This window comes from Curtobacterium sp. AC268, assembly GCF_979258745.1.
On sequence record NZ_OZ409878.1, the window covers coordinates 2,172,124 to 2,188,478 of the forward strand.

The following is a 16,355-nucleotide window of genomic DNA, read 5'->3' on the forward strand; positions in this document are numbered from 1 at the left end:
GCACTGGTGTGATCGTCCCGTGAACCTGTACTTCCGACTGCTCCTGCTGCAGCTGCGCACCCGTCTGCGCGCTCGGGTCGGTGGGCGCCGCCGGGCGTCGCTCTGGGACGAGGTGCGGACGCCGTTCCGGGTGGTCCCGACCGACCTCGACCCGCTGCGACACGTCAACAACGGCAAGTACCTGTCGATGCTCGACCTCGGTCGGCTCGACCTGATGCTCCGCTCCGGCTACTGGGCCGCGCTGGCCGAGCACGGCTGGTACCCCGTCGTCTCGGCGCAGACGATCACGTACAAGCGGTCGCTGACGCTCGGGCAGCGGTTCGAGCTCCGCACCCACGTGCTCGGGGTCGACGACCGTGCCGTGTACCTGGAGCAGACGTTCGTGCGACAGGGTGCCGTGATGGCCCGCGCCGTGGTGCAGGCCCGGTTCCTGCGGCGTTCCGGCGGGACCGTGCCGACCGCGGACCTGCTCGAGGCGGCGGGTGGCGCGGACCGCGACCTGACCGTGCCCGACTGGGTGCACGACTGGGCGAGTGCGACCCGGATCAGCAGCGGTGCGGCGTAGACAGGTCCGGTGACCGAACCAGCAGGCTCCCACCGGACGACCGCCACCTCGCGCCGCACGCTCATCGCCGGCGGCGTCGGTCTCGGTGTCGCCGGCATCCTCGCCGCCTGCAGCAGGCCGGGGCCCGAGCCCAGCCGGTCACCGAGCGCCGCCCCGACGCGCTCGCAGACCCCGGACCCTGCACCGAGCGCTTCCCCGGACCGCGGCCCGGACTCGTGGGATGCGCTGGCCGCCGCGGTGTCCGGCGCCGTGCTGCGCTCCGGCGCCGCGGGGTGGGACGACGCCCGCGTGCTCGAGAACCCGCGCTTCGACGACGCCGACCCGCGGGGGATCCTGCGGGCGGCGGACACCGCGGACGTGCAGGCCGGCCTCGCCTTCGCCCGGACCACCTCGACGCCGGTGGCGCTCCGGGCCGGCGGGCACTCGTACACGGGGTGGTCGGCGGGAGGGGCATCCGGCACCGGCGTGCCGCGATCGCTGGTCATCAGCACGCAGGACCTGGACGGCATCGACCTGCACGACGACGGGACCGTCACGATCGGCCCGGGTGCCCGGCTCGGCGACGTGTACGCCGAGCTCGCGGAGGCCGGACGGGCGATCGGCGCCGGTTCGTGCCCGACGGTCGGCATCGGCGGACTGACCCTGGGTGGTGGAGTCGGCGTCCTCGTCCGGTCCTTCGGGTTGACCTGCGACCAGCTCACGGGGGCAACCCTCGTCACCCCGGACGGAGCCGTGCACCGGGTGTCGACGTCCCGCGAACCCGACCTGTTCTGGGCCTGCCGCGGCGGGGGCGGTGGAACCGTCGGCGTCGTGACCGCACTGACGTTCCGGACGCACGCCGCGCCTCCCGTCCTGCTCTTCACGATCACGTTCGCGTGGTCGGCCGCCGCTGCCGTGGTGCGTGCCTGGCAGGACTGGGCACCGACCGCCGACCGGAAGCTGTGGTCGTCCCTGAAGCTGCTGAACGGCAGTCGGCACACCGCGCCGACCGTCACCGTGACCGGTGTGTGGACGGGGTCGAAGACCGGGGCCGACACTTCCGTCGACGGTTTCATCGCCGCCACCGGCGCGAAGCCGCTCGCCCACACCGGGCGGGTGCTCACCTACGGTGCCGCGATGTCGGCGTTGGCGGGGAAGCCGCAGCGGGTGTCCGAGGCGGCGACGTCGTCGATCGGCTCGGCGAAGCTCACCGACCCGCAGATCGACGTGCTCGTCGCCCAGGCGGCCGCGGCGGGTGACGTGACGGGCAACCTCGAGGGTGGGGTAGCGCTCGACGCGCTCGGCGGCGCGGTGGCGGACGTCGGCGCGGGGGACTCGGCCTTCCCCTGGCGGTCGGCGCTGATGACCGTGCAGTACACGGCAGTGTTCGCGGACGGGGCGGATCCCGCGCCGTTCGATGCGTACGTGCGGGGGTTCCGGGAGGCGATGCGACCGGCGTGGGGCGACGCGGCGTACGCGAACTACTGCGATGCATCGATCACCGACCCGTCCGTGTACTTCGGCGACAACACCGCGCGCCTGCACCGCATCGCCGAACAGGCCGACCCGGCGGGCGTGCTCGCGCAGCCGCACTGGGTCTGACGCACGCGAGTCTCGGGCCGGACCCGCGGCCGGCCGGTCCTACGATGACCGCATGGACATCGTCGACCTGGTGCTGCCGGACGTCGCCGCGTGGCGCGCCTGGCTCGACGACCACGAGCACGAACCCGACGGGGTGTGGCTCGTCCTCGCCAAGAAGGGCGTCACGGAACCGACGACGCTGACCTACGACACGGCCCTCGACGAGGCGCTCTGCTCCGGGTGGATCGACGGGCAGCGGCGCGGTCGCGACGACACGACCTACCGTCAGCGGTTCACCCCGCGCCGGAAGGCCTCGCTGTGGTCGCAGCGGAACCTCGGCCTGGTCGCCGCGCTCATCGCCGAGGGACGGGTGCGGGAGCGCGGGCACGCCGAGATCGAGCGCGCGAAGGGTGACGGCCGGTGGGACCGCGCCTACGCCGGATCCGCCACGGCCACGGTGCCCGAGGACCTGCAGGCCGCGCTCGACGCCGCCCCCGCAGCCGCCGCACTGTTCGCCGAACTCGACGCCACGAACCGGTACGCCGTGCTGCACCGCATCACCACCGCCCCGAACGCCACGGTGCGGACGAACCGGCTCACCAAGCTCGTCGGCGGACTCGAACGCGGGGAGACCCCGTACCCGCGGCCCACCCGTCCGTAGACCCTGCGAACCCGGGGAGCGGTCGGGGGACACCGACTCAGGGACCGGCAACGCACCGGGCGTAGACCGGGGACATGACCACAGGCACTGACACCACGAACCGTCCGGCCGCGTCCTCCGGCACCTTCCGCATCGGCGGCGACCTCGAGGTCAACCGGCTCGGCTACGGCACCATGCAGCTCACCGGTCCCGGCGTCTGGGGACCGCCGAAGGACCACGACGAGGCGATCCGCGTCCTCAAGCGCGCCGTCGAGCTCGGCGTGAACTTCTTCGACACCGCCGACTCGTACGGCCCCTACGTCGCCGAGGAGCTCCTCAAGGAGGCCCTGCACCCCTACGGCGACGACGTCGTCATCGCCACGAAGGCCGGCCTCACCCGCACCGGCCCGAACGTCTGGCCGCCCGTCGGCCGCCCGGAGTACCTCCGGCAAGAGGCGGAGATGAGCCTCCGCCGCCTGGGCCTCGAGCGCATCGACCTGTTCCAGCTGCACCGCATCGACCCGAAGGTCCCGCTCGAGGACCAGGTCGGCGAGCTGAAGAAGCTGCAGGACGAGGGCAAGATCCGCCACATCGGCCTGTCCGAGGTCTCCGTCGACGAGGTCAAGGCCGCGCAGGAGATCGCCACGATCGTCTCCGTGCAGAACCTGTACAACCTGCAGAAGCGTGACGCCGAGGAGCTGCTCGACTGGTCCGAGGAGCAGGGCATCGGCTTCATCCCGTGGTTCCCCCTGGCGACGGGTGGCCTGACCGGCGAGGACTCGCCGCTCACCGAGATCGCCGAGCGCAAGGGCGCCACCCCGGCACAGCTCGCGCTCGCCTGGCTGCTCAAGCGCTCCCCGGTGATGCTGCCGATCCCCGGCACGTCGAGCGTCGCGCACCTGGAGGACAACCTCGCGGGTGCCACCGTCGAGCTGACCGACGACGAGTTCGAGGAGCTGGCGAAGCTGGGTCACTGACCCTGAGGACGCGACCACGGGTCGCGAACGCGACCACCGGTCGGACGGGAGGCGCGGTGCCAGCTGGCACCGCGCCTCCCGTCCGTTTTCCCGCCCTGTCCAGATCCGTGCTTGCGCAGGCATACCGGGTATGTGCATACTCAGTATGGCCACGGTGGCCCGGGACAGGGGAAGTGTCATGAGCGTTCGGATGGGCGTACTCGCGCTGCTGGTGGGGGACCCGGCTACGGGTACCAGCTCCGGGGGGAGTTCGAGCACCGCACCGGCGGGAGCTGGCCGCTGAACATCGGCCAGGTCTACACGACCCTGGACCGCCTGGAACGCGACGGCCTCGTGGCCCGCGGTGACGCCGACGACGACGGACACGTCGTCTACACGGCGACGGACGCGGGTCGCGCCGAGGTGGCGCGCTGGTTCAGCGAGCCCGTGCCGGCCAAGCGTGGCCGCGACGAGCTGGCGATCAAGTTCGCCCTCGCCGTGACCGTGCCCGGGGTCGACGTCGCCCGGCTGGTGCAGGTGCAGCGCGGCGCCGCGATCCGGAACCTGCAGGACCTGACGCGGCTGAAGCGGACGACCGACCCGTCGACGGACCTGGCGTGGTCGCTCGTGCTCGAGTCGATGGTGTTCCAGGCCGAGGCCGAGGTGCGCTGGCTCGACCACGTGGAGTCGAGTGTCGCGCGGTACCGGCCGGACGAGCACCCAGCGGCGCCTGCCAGTGCCGACGCTGCCGCTGCCGCTGCGCGGAGCGCACGGTGACCGCCGCACCGCTCCTGCAGCTCGACGCCGTGAGCGTGCACTACGGCTCCGGCGCGAAGGCCGTCACGGCCCTGGCCGGTATCGACCTGCGGGTCGAGCGTGGCGAGATGGTGGCCGTGATGGGCACCTCGGGGTCGGGCAAGTCGACGCTGCTCGCCTGCGCCGGCACCCTGCTGCCGCCGACGAGCGGTGAGGTGCTGATCGACGGCTCCTTCGTGTCCGACCGTCCCGCCAAGGAGCTCGCAGCGCTGCGCCGCCGACTCATCGGGTTCGTGTTCCAGGACTTCAACCTGATCCCCTCGCTGACCGCGGTCGAGAACGTGGCACTGCCGCTCGAGCTCGACGGGTGGAAGGCCTCGCAGGCCCGCCGCGCCGCGGAACTCGCGCTGGACAACGTCGAGCTGTCGCACCGCGCCGACGCCTACCCGGACGACCTGTCCGGCGGCCAGCAGCAGCGCGTCGCGATCGCCCGCGGCGTGGTCGGGGAGCGTCGACTCGTGCTCGCCGACGAGCCGACCGGAGCCCTCGACTCGCAGACCGGCGAGGTCGTGCTCCGCATGCTCCGTCGGCACGTCGACGCCGGAGCCGGCGCCCTCCTGGTGACCCACGACGCCCGGCACGCGGCCTGGGCGGACCGCATCGTGTTCCTGCGCGACGGTCGGGTGGTCGACGAGACCGTGTACTCGGGCGTCGAGGCGGCGCTGACGGACCGGACCGCCTCGTGAGCCGTGGTCGGCGTGCCGGGACCGGCCGGACGCCGTTCGCCCTCCGACCGGCGCTCCGTCTGGGGCGTCGTCTGGCGTTCGCGAAAGCGGGCCGTGCGGCACTGATCATCGCGCTCATCGGGATCCCCACCGCCGGGTTCGCCGCCGTCGCCGTCGTGGTGCAGTCGACGCAGCCCACGGTGACCGAGCAGCTCGACCACGACCTCGGCCAGGCATCGGCGCAGATGCGGGTGTCCGGCCCGGACCTGCCCGGCATGGTGCAGGACCCGGTGCAGTGGCAGTTCACCGACTCGAAGCGGAACAGCCCCGTCACGAAGTCGGACGAGGACTCACCGTTCGCGAACGTCCTGGCCCACGTGCCCGACGGCGCGCTGGCGATCCCGGTCGGCGGCACGCCCGTCGTGGTGCAGGGTGCGCACGGCCCCGTCGGACTGACCGCGGTGGAAGGCAGCGTCTGGGACCCGTCGCTCGAGGGCCACTGGCACGTGCTCGACGGCTCCAGGCCGACCACGCGCAGCGAGCTCATGGTCACGCCGGCGACGCTCGACCGCCTCGGGGCGCGGATCGGTGACACGGTGGACCTGACCGACCCGGTCACCAAGCGCTTCACGATCACCGGGACCATGACCGACCTGGGGACGGACCCGGGGACGCAGGGGGTGTTCCTGCCCTGGGGCACGACGCTCTCGACGACCGACACCACCGACGACGTCGGGCTCGACGACGTCACCGTGTACCTGCCGTCGGACGCCCCGACGTGGTCGGAGATCCGGCAGCTCAACGCGCACGGCATCATCGTGCAGTCGCGTCCGGTCGTGCTCGACCCGCCCGACGCCCGGCTCCCCGGTGGGCAGCTGAACTCGACAGTCGGCTGGTACCTCGGGGCGATGGGGTTGCTCGGCGTCTTCGCGATGTTCGAGGTCGCCCTGCTCGCCGGGGCAGCTTTCCTGGTCGGCACCCGGGCGGACACCCGCTCGTACGCCATCGTCACGAGCGTCGGCGGCGACAAGCGGTTCGTCCGCACGATCGTCGCAGGGTCGGGCCTGGTGCTCGGGCTCGTCGGCGCGGTCCTCGGGGTCGCCGCCGGCACCGGGATCGGCGTGCTCGCGTTCCGGCTGGTCGACAACGGCAACGTGGTGTCGTTCCCCGGCTTGCACGTGCCGCCGCTCCTGCTGCTGTCGATCGCCGCCGCCGGGGTGCTCGCCGGACTCGTCTCCGCGCTCGTCGCCGCACGGTCCGCCACCCGGATCAACGTGCTCGCGGCGCTGCGGGGCTCGCTCCGTCCGGTGCCCGTCAGCCGTCCGGCCCGCCGTCGTCGGCGCATCTGGGGACCGCTGCTCGTGGTCCTCGGCGCCGTGATGACGCTGGCGTGCGGTGTCGGGGTGCTCATGCTCAACGACCGCCCGGTGCAGGAGGACCGGTGGGCCTACGTCGTCGGTGCCGGCGTCGCGATCGGGCCGTGCCTGATGCAGCTCGGGATCGCCATCTGCTCGCCGTGGCTGCTCGCCCTGGTCACCCGGCTCACTTCCCGCGCGGGGCTGTCCGCACGGCTCGCCGCCCGCGACGCCCGCCGCAACCCGGTCCGCACGGTGCCGGTGCTGGCGAGCGTGATGAGCGTCGTGTTCGTGGCGTCGGTCGTGATCACGTGGAGTGCGTCGAGTCAGGCCCAGTACGTCCGTGGCTACGAGTACTCCACGGCGGTCGGGGTCGCGACGGCCGAGGTGCAGACCGAGACGAAGGACGGTGGCAGTACCGGTCGCCACGACGCGGAGCTGACGGCGCACGCCGCGAAGGTGGTGTCCGGGGTCTTCGACCAGGACCGCATCCGGGTGCTCGGTGTCGCCCAGGGGCAGCCGGGCGACACCCCCTCGACCGTCACGATCCCGCACCGCTGGAGCGCGTACGACTGCCCCGCGAACGACACGACGAGCTGCTCGTACTACCTGGACACGGCGAGCGCGTCGAGTCCGCACATCTGGACCGGGACCGTCGACGACTACGCCGTGCTCACCGGGCACCGGCCGTCCGCCGCCGTCCGGAGCGCGCTCGAGGGCGGTCGCGCGGTGTCGCTCTGGCCGGAGTACGCCCACGACGGCGCGGTCCGCGTCGACACCTTCCACGACCGGACGTGGGAGAGCGAGCCCATCACCGAGCGGAGCCGACCGGCGGCCAGCGTCTCCATCCCCGCCGTGCTCGACGTGCAGACCCCGCGGATCCAGGTCGGCGTCTTCATGACGAAGGCGACCGCCGAACGGTACGGCGTCCCGGTGGTCGACGGCATGCTCGTCACGACGCTGCCCCACGACATCCAGCCGGCCCAGTGGGACGAGCTGAGCTCGGCGTGGCAGAGCTTCGGCGGCGACGACCGTGCACGGTGGAGCGGCCCGTCGTTCACCTACGAAGCCGGTCCGGTCGACAACGAGGCGATCATCCGGGCGATCGTGCTCGCACTGGCGGCGGCCGTCACCATCGGTGCGACGGCGGTCGCGATCGGACTCGCACGGTCCGACGGCCGGCGGGACGACGAGGTGCTCGACGCCATCGGTGCCGCACCACGCCTGCGCCGCGGGGTGTCGACGTGGCAGGCGGCGATCCTGGCCACGGTCGGCTCGGTGATCGGGACGCTCCTCGGACTCCTGCCGATCCGCGCCCTGACCCTGCGGTTCACCGAGAGTCCGGTCGGGGTGAACCACATGCCCTTCGTGCCGGACTGGCCGGTGCTGGCCCTGCTCGCGATCGGTCTGCCCCTCGTGGTGACGGCCGGGGCCTGGCTGACCTCGCGGGGTCGGCGGCGGGTGGCGGTGCGACGGGCGCACTGACGCCACGGGAGGCCCGTGGCGGCGTCGCCACGGGCCTCCCGTCCGTCACACGGTGAGCAGGAACGGTCGGGTCGCTGTGCCGGACCCGACCATTCCTGCTCACGAAGCGGCGAGCGCCGCGCTCACGCGAGCTCGGGCAGCGCCTCCGCGTAGGTGCGGAAGTCGCCGCGCTCCGTGTGGATCGCCCACAGGCGGTCGGCGATGGACTCCCCGGAGTGCTCGGGCTGCCCGTCGTCGATGCCGAACGGGATGATGAGCTGGCCGACGTGGACGTCCTCGTCGCGGACGGCGTCGTGCAGGAGCTGCGCGTAGGCGCTCTCGGCCGCGAAGGCGACGGACGTGCCGGTGACGCGGGCGCCCGGTCGGACCGCGCTGCCGCCGTTGACGAACAGGATCGTGCCGTGGCCGATCGCGCGCATGCCGGGCAGCACCTGGCGGACGGCGTTGACCGAGCCGTAGACCGAGAACTCGATCGGGCCGACCAGGTCGTCCGCCGTGGTCTCGAGCACCGGGCGCATGTACTCCTTGGCGGGGAGCGGGCTGTACTGCAGCACCTCGATGGGGCCGAGCTGCTCGGTGGCGCGCTCGAGTGCGGTGCGCAGGGAGTCCCCGTCACGGACGTTCGCGGCGAACCCGGCTGCGGTGTGGCCGCGCTCGCGCAGTTCGGCGGCGAGGCCGTCCAGCCGGTCCTGGTTGCGGGAGATCAGGGCGACGGCGAAGCCCTCACGGGCGAAGCGCTCGGCGACGGCGAGGCCGAGGCCCTTGCCGGCCCCGACGATGGCGATGGTGGTCATGCGGTGTACTCCTCGTCGCTCACGTGCTCGAGCCAGGTGGTGGTCGTCGCCGGGTCGTCGGCGGCCTCGAGCATCGCGAGGTGTTCCATGGAGTCGGTGAGGGTCGCGCCGTGCCAGTGCTCCTCGCCGGCGGGCGTGTAGACGGTCTGTCCAGCCTGCACCTCGATGACGTGGCCGTCCCGGGTGCCCATCCGCGCGACGCCCTCGGTGACGTGCAGGGTCTGGCCCTTCGCGTGCGAGTGCCACGCGGTGCGGGCGCCGGGCAGGAACCGGACCTTGGCGACGGTCATCGTCTGACCGGGCTCCTTCGGCGAGGCGATGGCGTCGAGGTACACGTCGCCGGTGAACTGCTCGGGCGGGTTCTTGACGGTCGGCTGCTTCGGTTCGATCTGCATGCCGACGACGGTAGGCCGCCGTGAGAACCGTCGGGAGGTGCCGTCAGACCCCCTCAGGGGTTTCCCGAACGCAGCGTGTGTGATCGACCCACGACCCCGGGAGGATCATCGTGGACACACCCGCCGGAACGCCCCGCAGCCGCCGCCTCTGGTCGCTGGCCGGCCTCGCAGCCGTCGCCGCACTGGCCCTCACCGCCTGCACGAGCGGCGACGGAGCAGAGCGGGACGGATCCGACCGGGGCGGTTCGCCGTCGGCGCGCGCGACCGCGCCCGCCGACCTGTCGGCCGGTCAAGTGGCGCTCGACGGTGACACCACCGACGTGGTCACCGGCCTGGAGGCTCCCTGGTCGGTGGTCCTGACGGGTGACGACGGCGACGCGCTGGTCAGCGAGCGCGACTCGGCCCGGGTGCTCGAGCTGCGGTCCGACGGCACCACCCGCCAGGTCGGCACCGTCGACGGTGTCAGCCACGGCGGCGAGGGCGGACTGCTCGGGCTCGCGCTGCACGACGACGACCTGTTCGTGTACTCCACGGCCGACGACGGCAACCGGATCCAGCGGTACGAGCTGACCGGTGACACCGGGTCGTGGGGGCTCGGGGACGCGACGACGATCATCGACGGGCTGCCGAAGAACACGTTCCACGACGGCGGCCGGATCGCGTTCGGGCCCGACGACATGCTCTACGCCAGCGTCGGGGACGCCGGTGCGAGCACGGACGCGCAGGACGAGGACTCGCTCGCGGGCAAGATCCTGCGGCTCACCCCGGACGGCGACGTCCCCGCCGACAACCCGATCGACGGGTCGCCGGTGTGGAGCCTCGGGCACCGCAACGTGCAGGGCATGGGGTGGTCGTCGGACGGCACGATGTTCGCGTCGGAGTTCGGTGAGAACACCCACGACGAGCTCAACGTGATCGAGCCCGGGTCGAACTACGGCTGGCCCGAGGTCGAGGGCACCGGTGGCGAGGACCAGGGCTTCGTCGACCCCGTGCAGCAGTGGTCCACCGACGAGGCGTCCCCCAGCGGCCTCGCCGTCGTCGACGACACGGTGTTCATCGCGAACCTGCGGGGCGAGGTGCTCCGGGCGGTCCCGGCCGACGACCCCGGCACCGCGACCGAGTACTTCGCGGGCGACTTCGGGCGCATCCGCACGGTGCTCGAGGGCCCGTCGGACACCCTCTGGTTCGTCACGAACAACACCGACGGCCGCGGGACGCCGTCGAGCGGGGACGACCGGATCGTCTCCGTCCCGTTCACGCGCACGTGAAAGGGGTTCCCGCAGCCCCTCGCTCGCGCCGGACGGGGCGAAGTACCGTGACGGCATGAACCACCGCGACGAAGCGCGCGACTTCCTCTCCAGCCGTCGCGCCCGCATCACCCCCGAGCAGGCCGGCGTCGAGACCTTCGGCACGCGGCGTCGCGTCACCGGGCTGCGTCGCGAAGAGGTCGCACGCCTGGCCGGCGTCAGCATCGACTACTACACGCGGCTCGAGCGCGGCAACCTGCAGGGGGTCTCGGACAGCGTGCTCGACGCCATCGGCCGGGCCCTGCAGCTCGACCCCGCCGAGCAGGAGCACCTGCGCGACCTGTCGCAGCACCAGAACGAGACCCCGCGTCGCGCCGGTCGTGTCGTGCCCGTCGCTGCCGTCCGACCGGAGCTGCAGTACCTGCTCGACGTGGTCACGGACGCCCCGGCGATGATCATCAACAACCGACAGGACATCGTCGCCGCGAACGCGCTCGGCTTCGCGATGCACTCGGACCTGGTCGCGGCACCGGCGCGGCCGATGAACTTCTCGCGCTTCATCTTCCTGGACCCGCAGGCGCGGAACTTCTACCAGGACTGGCAGCGGGCCGCGCACACGAACGTCGCGATCCTGCGCCGCGAAGCGGGCCGGACCCCGAACGACAAGGACCTCGCTGCGCTGATCGGCGAGCTGTCGATGCGGAGCGACGACTTCCGCGGCCTCTGGGCAGCGCACGACGTCCGACGCCACTACGCCGGCGTGAAGTCGTTCCGGCACAGCGTCGTGGGGCCGCTCGAACTCCACTTCCAGACGCTCGAACTCGCCGAGGACCCGGGGCTCGCGCTCACCATCTACCCGGCGACACCGGGCAGCCCCACAGCCGACGCCCTGCGGATGCTCGCCTCGTGGGCGGCGACCGAGGGCATCGCGGAGCGGGCGCGCCAGCTCGCCTGAGGCGGTGGTGGCGACCACCCCACTGACGGGCGCGGCCCGCTCAGCGGTGACGCGCCAGCGTCATGCGGGCCGCGCCGACCGAGCCTGCGAGGGAGGACGGCGCGGGCGGGCACCGCGCCTCCCGTCCGCTCGTGGTCGCGTCAGATCTCCGGGATCACCCGGTCGAACCGGCTCGTGTCCGTCCCGTCCGGGTCCGGGCCGTTGCGACGGCCGGTGTCCAGGGCGTCGAGCCGCGCGAGCTCGTCGTCCGTCAGCGCGAAGTCGAAGACGTCGAAGTTCTCGGCGATGCGACCGGGGTTCGTCGACTTCGGGATCGCGTTCCGCCCCTGCTGCACGTGCCAGCGGAGCATCACCTGCGCCGGCGTCCTGCCATGCGCCTCGGCGATCGACCCGATCGTCGGGTCGTCCATCACGCTGACCCGCTCGTCGCCCCAGCCCGGGTAGAACGTGATGCCGCCGATGGGGGACCACGCCTGGTCGAGGATGCCGTGCTCGGCGTCGGCCCGCTGGACGTCCGGCTGGGTGAAGTACGGGTGCAGCTCGACCTGGTTGAGCGCCGGGATGACGTCGGACTGGTCGAGCAGGGAGCGCAGGTGGTGCGGCATGAAGTTGCTCACGCCGATCGCGTGGACCCGGCCGTCGGCGTACAGGCGCTCGAGGGCCCGGTACGCCTGCACGGTCTGCTCGAAGCGGTCCGGCGCGGGCTGGTGCAGGATCAGCACGTCGATCGTGTCGAAGCCGAGCTTGCCGGTCGCCTTGTCGAAGGCGTGCAGGGTCTCGTCGAAGCCGTAGTCCGAGACCCAGATCTTGGTCTCGACCACGATGTCGTCGCGGTCGACGCCCGAGGCGCGGATGCCCTCGCCGACCTCGCGCTCGTTGCCGTACGCGGCGGCGGTGTCGATGTGGCGGTACCCGGTCTCCAGGGCCGTGCGGACAGCGTCCACGGTCTCCTCCGGGGCGCTCTGGAACACGCCGAAACCGATGGCGGGGATCTCGAGTCCGTTGTTCAGGGTGACTGTCTCCATACCGACGACGCTACGACCGCCGACCCCCTGCTGACGGGTACCAGCAACCCCTGCTTGCGGCACCCGGCCGGCCGTACCGTGGACGCATGGACACCAGAAGCGAAGTGCGCGACTTCCTCCGCACACGCCGCGAGCGGGTCACGCCGCAGCAGGTCGGTCTGCCCGACTTCGGTGGGGTGCGCCGCGTCAAGGGACTGCGGCGCGAAGAGCTCGCGATGGTCGCGGGGATGAGCGTCGACTACTACGTCCGCCTCGAGCGCGGGAACCTGACCGGGGTCTCCGAGAGCGTCCTCGAGTCGCTGTCCCGTGCACTGCGTCTCGACGATGCCGAGCACGCGCACCTGTTCGACCTGGCCCGTCTGCAGAACGCTTCGGGTGCCTCGCGCCGGACGGTCCCGACGTCGAAGGTCCGGCCGAACGTGCAGCGGGTGCTCGACTCGATCAGCGCCCCCGCCTGGGTCCGCAACGGCCGGTTCGACTTCCTCGCCGGCAACGCGCTCGCCCGCGCGGTGTACTCGCCGCTGTTCCTCTCGCCCGCCGGCACCCCGAACACCGCGCGCTTCGCGTTCCTCGACCCGCGCGGCCAGCAGTTCTGGCGTGACTGGGACGCGGTCGCCGGCGACGTGGTCGCCGCCCTGCGCGCCGAGGCCGCCCGCTCGCCGTACGACAAGGGACTGACCGACCTGATCGGGGAACTCTCCACCCGCAGTGACGAGTTCCGGCGGCGCTGGGCCGCACACGACGTGATGCGGCACCGGAGTGGTGTCAAGCGCGTGCACCACCCGGACGTGGGCGATCTCGACATGAGCTACGAGACGATGGAGCTCGTCACGGACTCGGGGCTGACCATGGTCGTGTACGGCACGGAACCCGGGTCGGCGTCCGAGGAACGGCTGCAGCTGCTGGCGAACCTCGCGGCGACGAGCGCGACCGGTGCGACCGGTGCGGCGGCTGCGTCGGCTGCCACTTCCACTTCCACTGCGGCGGCGGCGGAGGACGCGTGAACGAGACCGAGTCCGTCGAGACCGTCATCACGGCTCCGTCGACCGGGTTCGTCAGCCGACTGCGGTTCCGGCTGCGCGCCGAGCAGGAGATCCACGAGCTCACCCGTGACCGCGAGCTCGAGGAACGGGTTCGAGCCGAGGCAGCCGTGCGGCTCGCGCCCGGGCCGTGGCACCTGGGGGAGCTGTTCCGTCGGCGGTGACGGCTGAGGGGGGAGGACAGCACCTGTCACGGCCCCGCGGTCGGCCCTAGCGTCGAGGACATGACCTTCGCCGACACCGACCCCGAGTTCGCCCGGTACCACGCCGACTTCGTGGACGAGACCCTTCGGAACGCATCACTCAGCGAGCACGACCGCGTGGTCGTCCAGCTCGGTGCGTCGATCGCGGCCGGGGCACCGACGGCGTTCCGCGACCTGCTGGAGGCGGCCCTCGACGGCCCGCTCTCGCCCACCGAAGCGAAGGAGATCGTGTACCAGGCGGTGGCCTACGTCGGCTCCGCACGCGTCGGCGACTTCCTGTCGATCACCAATTCCGCGCTGGTCGCCCGCGGGGTCGCTCTGCCGTTGCCCGGGCAGTCGACGACGACCCCGGTGGACCGGCTCGAGCGTGGTCGAGCCGTGCAGGGTTCCGTCGTCGGTGCGGACCGCGTCGACGCGATGTACGAGAACGCCCCCGCGGACGCCGTGCACTTCCAGCGGTTCCTGTCCGGCAACTGCTTCGGGGACACCGTCGGCCGGGACGGCCTGTCGCTGCCCACCCGTGAACTCCTGACCTTCGCGCTGCTCGCGGCGCTCGGCGGGGCCGACGCGCAGGTGCAGGGGCACGTGGCCGGCAACCTGAACGTCGGGAACACCCGCCAGCAGATGCTGGACGTCCTGACCGTGCTCGTCCCGCTCATCGGCTACCCGCGCACGTTGAACGCCCTGGCCGCCGTGAACGAGGGAGCACCCGCAGCATGAGCACGGACCACTCGATGTCGACGGGCCGGACCCTGCTGTTCGCCGTCGCCGGGGGAGCAGCGGTCGGCAACCTGTACTGGTCGCAGCCGCTGCTCGACGACATCGCATCGTCGCTCGGCACCTCGGCGTCACTCGCCGGGCTGCTCGTCACGCTCACCCAGGTCGGCTACGCCCTCGGCATCCTGCTCGTCGTGCCGCTCGGGGACGTCCTCGACCGCCGGCGCCTCATCCCCTGGGTGCTCGTCGCCTCCGCCGTCGCGCTGCTGCTCGCCGCGATCGCACCGACCTTCGCGACACTCCTGGTCGCCCTGGCGTTGGTCGGGCTCACCACGGTCGCCGGGCAGCTCCTCATCCCGCTGGCCGGGGACCTCGCCGACCCCGCACAGCGCGGACGCGTCGTCGGCACGATCGCGTCCGGTGTGCTCACCGGCATCCTCGTGTCGCGGACGATCAGCGGCCTGGTCGCGGACGCGTTCGGGTGGCGCGCGATCTACGTGCTCGCCGCCGTCGTCGCGGTCGTCCTCGCCGTGCTGCTGCGGCGGGCCATCCCCGAGCTCGACGCCCGTGGCAAGGTGGCGTACCCGCAGCTCATCCTGTCGGTGTTCCGAGCCGTCCGGACCCATCGGACCGTCCAGGTCACGCTGGTGATCAGCTCGTCGGTGTTCGCCGTGTTCACGATGTTCTGGACCGCCCTGACGTTCCTGCTGAGCAGCGACCCCTACGACTTCTCCACCAGCAGCATCGGGTTGGTCGGCCTGGTGGGGCTCGCGGGTGCCGTGGCTGCGCAGCGGGTCGGGCGACTGCACGACCGGGGGTTGTCGGTACCCGTCACCGGCGGAGCGATCGTGCTCCTGCTCGTCTCCCTGGTCGTCGCCGGGATCGGTGCGCACTCGATCGTCGTGGTGCTGCTCGCCGTGCTGCTGCTCGACGTCGCCGTGCAGGCCGCGAACGTGCTCAACCAGACTCGGCTCTTCTCGGTCGACCCGGCCGCGCGGAGCCGGCTCAACACAGCGTTCGTCACCTCGAACTTCATCGGCGGCGCGATCGGTTCTGCCCTGGCGTCGGTGCTGTGGAATGCCGGGGGCTGGACGGCGGTCACGATCGGCGCCGCGGTGCTGGCGGGGTTCGCCGCGACGGTCTGGGTCGCGCACCGGGACCGTGGTCTCGTGGTCGAGCCGGAGCGGGCCTGAGTCAGATCGCCAACTCGACGTCACGGCCGTTGACCGTGACGATGATGCGTGGGTTCTCGGCACCGGTCGCGGTGATGTAGCTCCGGAGAGTGGAGAGCAACATGTCCTCGCGCCGTTCCATCTGCGACACCGCCCCCTGACTGATACCGAGCTCGTGTGCGATCTCGGCTTGCGTGCGCTTCCCCGCTTCACGCACCATCGCCAGGCTCATCGCGTGGACTCGGTCCAGGTCGTCGGCCTCGGTCTCGAGCGCGGCAACAGCGTCCGCGATGTCCGGCTGCCTCAGGAGACGCTCGACGCGGTCGTTCCCGCGGACGAAATCCTTCTTGCCCATCATCGTTCCTTCGTTTCGTCGAGCCAGTGGTCGATCAGTCGGTCAGCTCGGGTACCCACAGTGTCGTAGAAGACGTCTCCCATCGATGCCTTGTCGCCCGAGAACAGCGCCACGACGACCCGGTCCTGAGTGGGCGGGAACCAGCAGATGACGCGCAGGGCGACACCCGGAACGTAGGGATGCGAGACACGCCACACGAGGTGCTTCCGTGACTGGCGGACCCGCTTGATCATCGCCGTGTCCTGGACCGGTGCCTCCTCGAGATCTCGGAGTCGCTTCAGCATGAACGTCAGGAGCTGCAGGCGCTTCCGTCCACGCGGGCTCGTGTCGGCCTCGAGACGATCGAGCTGGTCGTTGAACTCGCGCGGCCAGTCGATCTCCATGCGCTGACATTACCCACAACTCATAAT

The 16,355-nt window shown here is 71.9% G+C and carries 18 protein-coding genes; 13 read left to right on the plus strand and 5 right to left on the minus strand.

Annotated features, from left to right (window positions below):
* Nucleotides 1-19 precede the first annotated feature (19 nt).
* The 7 genes from ACZZ9K_RS10310 to ACZZ9K_RS10340 all read left to right on the plus strand — a co-directional run bounded on the left by ACZZ9K_RS10310 (nucleotide 20) and on the right by ACZZ9K_RS10340 (nucleotide 8,042).
* Entirely contained in the window at nucleotides 20-565 is a 546-nt protein-coding gene (locus ACZZ9K_RS10310; RefSeq protein ID WP_110892909.1) for an acyl-CoA thioesterase, read from the plus strand.
* A gap of 9 nt (nucleotides 566-574) precedes the next feature.
* Entirely contained in the window at nucleotides 575-2,146 is a 1,572-nt protein-coding gene (locus tag ACZZ9K_RS10315) for an FAD-binding oxidoreductase (RefSeq protein WP_463443990.1), read from the plus strand.
* A 52-nt stretch (nucleotides 2,147-2,198) separates the two neighbouring features.
* Nucleotides 2,199-2,786 (plus strand): YdeI/OmpD-associated family protein, encoded by a 588-nt coding sequence (locus tag ACZZ9K_RS10320; protein WP_463443991.1) that lies wholly within the window; start codon nucleotides 2,199-2,201, stop codon nucleotides 2,784-2,786.
* Between the two features lie 74 nt (nucleotides 2,787-2,860).
* Nucleotides 2,861-3,742 carry an aldo/keto reductase gene (locus tag ACZZ9K_RS10325; RefSeq protein WP_027466858.1) on the plus strand — a complete coding sequence of 294 codons (882 nt, stop codon included), beginning with the start codon at nucleotides 2,861-2,863 and terminating at the stop codon, nucleotides 3,740-3,742.
* A gap of 132 nt (nucleotides 3,743-3,874) precedes the next feature.
* Nucleotides 3,875-4,498, plus strand: a complete 624-nt coding sequence (locus tag ACZZ9K_RS10330; RefSeq protein WP_463443992.1) for a PadR family transcriptional regulator — start codon at nucleotides 3,875-3,877, stop codon at nucleotides 4,496-4,498.
* The gene (locus ACZZ9K_RS10335) at nucleotides 4,495-5,223 is read left to right on the plus strand and encodes an ABC transporter ATP-binding protein (RefSeq protein ID WP_138802144.1); all 729 of its coding nucleotides are present in this window, start codon (nucleotides 4,495-4,497) and stop codon (nucleotides 5,221-5,223) included. The genes ACZZ9K_RS10330 and ACZZ9K_RS10335 overlap by 4 nt, the downstream gene beginning before the upstream one ends.
* Entirely contained in the window at nucleotides 5,220-8,042 is a 2,823-nt protein-coding gene (locus tag ACZZ9K_RS10340; protein WP_463443993.1) for an ABC transporter permease, read from the plus strand. Before ACZZ9K_RS10335 ends, ACZZ9K_RS10340 begins: the two co-directional genes overlap by 4 nt.
* A 122-nt stretch (nucleotides 8,043-8,164) precedes the next feature.
* On the opposite strand, the gene ACZZ9K_RS10345 is transcribed toward ACZZ9K_RS10340, so the two are convergent.
* Together ACZZ9K_RS10345 and ACZZ9K_RS10350 are read right to left on the minus strand one after the other, a co-directional pair.
* A complete protein-coding gene (locus tag ACZZ9K_RS10345; RefSeq protein ID WP_027466861.1) occupies nucleotides 8,165-8,836 on the minus strand; it encodes an SDR family NAD(P)-dependent oxidoreductase in 672 nt (223 codons plus the stop codon).
* Nucleotides 8,833-9,231, minus strand: a complete 399-nt coding sequence (locus ACZZ9K_RS10350) for a (R)-mandelonitrile lyase (protein WP_463443994.1) — start codon at nucleotides 9,229-9,231, stop codon at nucleotides 8,833-8,835. The genes ACZZ9K_RS10345 and ACZZ9K_RS10350 overlap by 4 nt, the downstream gene beginning before the upstream one ends.
* A gap of 110 nt (nucleotides 9,232-9,341) precedes the next feature.
* Between ACZZ9K_RS10350 and ACZZ9K_RS10355 the strand changes: the two genes are divergently transcribed.
* Complete coding sequence (locus ACZZ9K_RS10355) at nucleotides 9,342-10,499, plus strand: PQQ-dependent sugar dehydrogenase (protein ID WP_463443995.1); 1,158 nt, start codon at nucleotides 9,342-9,344, stop codon at nucleotides 10,497-10,499.
* Between the two features lie 55 nt (nucleotides 10,500-10,554).
* Nucleotides 10,555-11,433 (plus strand): helix-turn-helix transcriptional regulator, encoded by an 879-nt coding sequence (locus ACZZ9K_RS10360; RefSeq protein WP_301602414.1) that lies wholly within the window; start codon nucleotides 10,555-10,557, stop codon nucleotides 11,431-11,433.
* A 140-nt stretch (nucleotides 11,434-11,573) separates the two neighbouring features.
* Here the strand turns inward: ACZZ9K_RS10360 and ACZZ9K_RS10365 are convergent, their stop codons facing one another.
* Complete coding sequence (locus ACZZ9K_RS10365) at nucleotides 11,574-12,458, minus strand: aldo/keto reductase (protein ID WP_463443996.1); 885 nt, start codon at nucleotides 12,456-12,458, stop codon at nucleotides 11,574-11,576.
* A gap of 86 nt (nucleotides 12,459-12,544) precedes the next feature.
* Between ACZZ9K_RS10365 and ACZZ9K_RS10370 the strand changes: the two genes are divergently transcribed.
* Genes ACZZ9K_RS10370 through ACZZ9K_RS10385 form a run of 4 tightly spaced genes read left to right on the plus strand, consistent with a single transcriptional unit; the run spans nucleotide 12,545 to nucleotide 15,611 of the window.
* Nucleotides 12,545-13,462: a helix-turn-helix transcriptional regulator gene (locus ACZZ9K_RS10370; RefSeq protein WP_463443997.1), complete on the plus strand. Its 918-nt coding sequence runs from the start codon at nucleotides 12,545-12,547 to the stop codon at nucleotides 13,460-13,462.
* The gene (locus ACZZ9K_RS10375; protein WP_027466866.1) at nucleotides 13,459-13,662 is read left to right on the plus strand and encodes a hypothetical protein; all 204 of its coding nucleotides are present in this window, start codon (nucleotides 13,459-13,461) and stop codon (nucleotides 13,660-13,662) included. Before ACZZ9K_RS10370 ends, ACZZ9K_RS10375 begins: the two co-directional genes overlap by 4 nt.
* Before the next feature lie 60 nt (nucleotides 13,663-13,722).
* Complete coding sequence (locus ACZZ9K_RS10380) at nucleotides 13,723-14,421, plus strand: carboxymuconolactone decarboxylase family protein (RefSeq protein WP_463443998.1); 699 nt, start codon at nucleotides 13,723-13,725, stop codon at nucleotides 14,419-14,421.
* Nucleotides 14,418-15,611 carry an MFS transporter gene (locus ACZZ9K_RS10385; protein WP_111056481.1) on the plus strand — a complete coding sequence of 398 codons (1,194 nt, stop codon included), beginning with the start codon at nucleotides 14,418-14,420 and terminating at the stop codon, nucleotides 15,609-15,611. The genes ACZZ9K_RS10380 and ACZZ9K_RS10385 overlap by 4 nt, the downstream gene beginning before the upstream one ends.
* 1 nt (nucleotide 15,612) lies before the next feature.
* Here ACZZ9K_RS10385 and ACZZ9K_RS10390 read toward each other — a convergent pair whose 3' ends face one another.
* A complete protein-coding gene (locus ACZZ9K_RS10390; protein WP_110865336.1) occupies nucleotides 15,613-15,948 on the minus strand; it encodes a helix-turn-helix domain-containing protein in 336 nt (111 codons plus the stop codon).
* Nucleotides 15,945-16,328, minus strand: coding sequence for a hypothetical protein (locus tag ACZZ9K_RS10395; protein WP_440227009.1), 384 nt, complete (start codon nucleotides 16,326-16,328; stop codon nucleotides 15,945-15,947). The genes ACZZ9K_RS10390 and ACZZ9K_RS10395 overlap by 4 nt, the downstream gene beginning before the upstream one ends.
* Between the last annotated feature and the right edge of the window lie 27 nt (nucleotides 16,329-16,355).

What these genes read in the sequence shown, in the direction of transcription:
- ACZZ9K_RS10385 (WP_111056481.1), top strand. Translation starts at nt 14,418, where the DNA reads ATGAGCACGGACCACTCGATGTCGACGGGCCGGACCCTGCTGTTCGCC.
- ACZZ9K_RS10395 (WP_440227009.1), bottom strand. Translation starts at nt 16,328, where the DNA reads ATGGAGATCGACTGGCCGCGCGAGTTCAACGACCAGCTCGATCGTCTC.
- ACZZ9K_RS10325 (WP_027466858.1), top strand. Translation starts at nt 2,861, where the DNA reads ATGACCACAGGCACTGACACCACGAACCGTCCGGCCGCGTCCTCCGGC.
- ACZZ9K_RS10320 (WP_463443991.1), top strand. Translation starts at nt 2,199, where the DNA reads ATGGACATCGTCGACCTGGTGCTGCCGGACGTCGCCGCGTGGCGCGCC.
- ACZZ9K_RS10345 (WP_027466861.1), bottom strand. Translation starts at nt 8,836, where the DNA reads ATGACCACCATCGCCATCGTCGGGGCCGGCAAGGGCCTCGGCCTCGCC.
- ACZZ9K_RS10370 (WP_463443997.1), top strand. Translation starts at nt 12,545, where the DNA reads ATGGACACCAGAAGCGAAGTGCGCGACTTCCTCCGCACACGCCGCGAG.
- ACZZ9K_RS10390 (WP_110865336.1), bottom strand. Translation starts at nt 15,948, where the DNA reads ATGATGGGCAAGAAGGATTTCGTCCGCGGGAACGACCGCGTCGAGCGT.
- ACZZ9K_RS10350 (WP_463443994.1), bottom strand. Translation starts at nt 9,231, where the DNA reads ATGCAGATCGAACCGAAGCAGCCGACCGTCAAGAACCCGCCCGAGCAG.
- ACZZ9K_RS10380 (WP_463443998.1), top strand. Translation starts at nt 13,723, where the DNA reads ATGACCTTCGCCGACACCGACCCCGAGTTCGCCCGGTACCACGCCGAC.
- ACZZ9K_RS10365 (WP_463443996.1), bottom strand. Translation starts at nt 12,458, where the DNA reads ATGGAGACAGTCACCCTGAACAACGGACTCGAGATCCCCGCCATCGGT.
- ACZZ9K_RS10360 (WP_301602414.1), top strand. Translation starts at nt 10,555, where the DNA reads ATGAACCACCGCGACGAAGCGCGCGACTTCCTCTCCAGCCGTCGCGCC.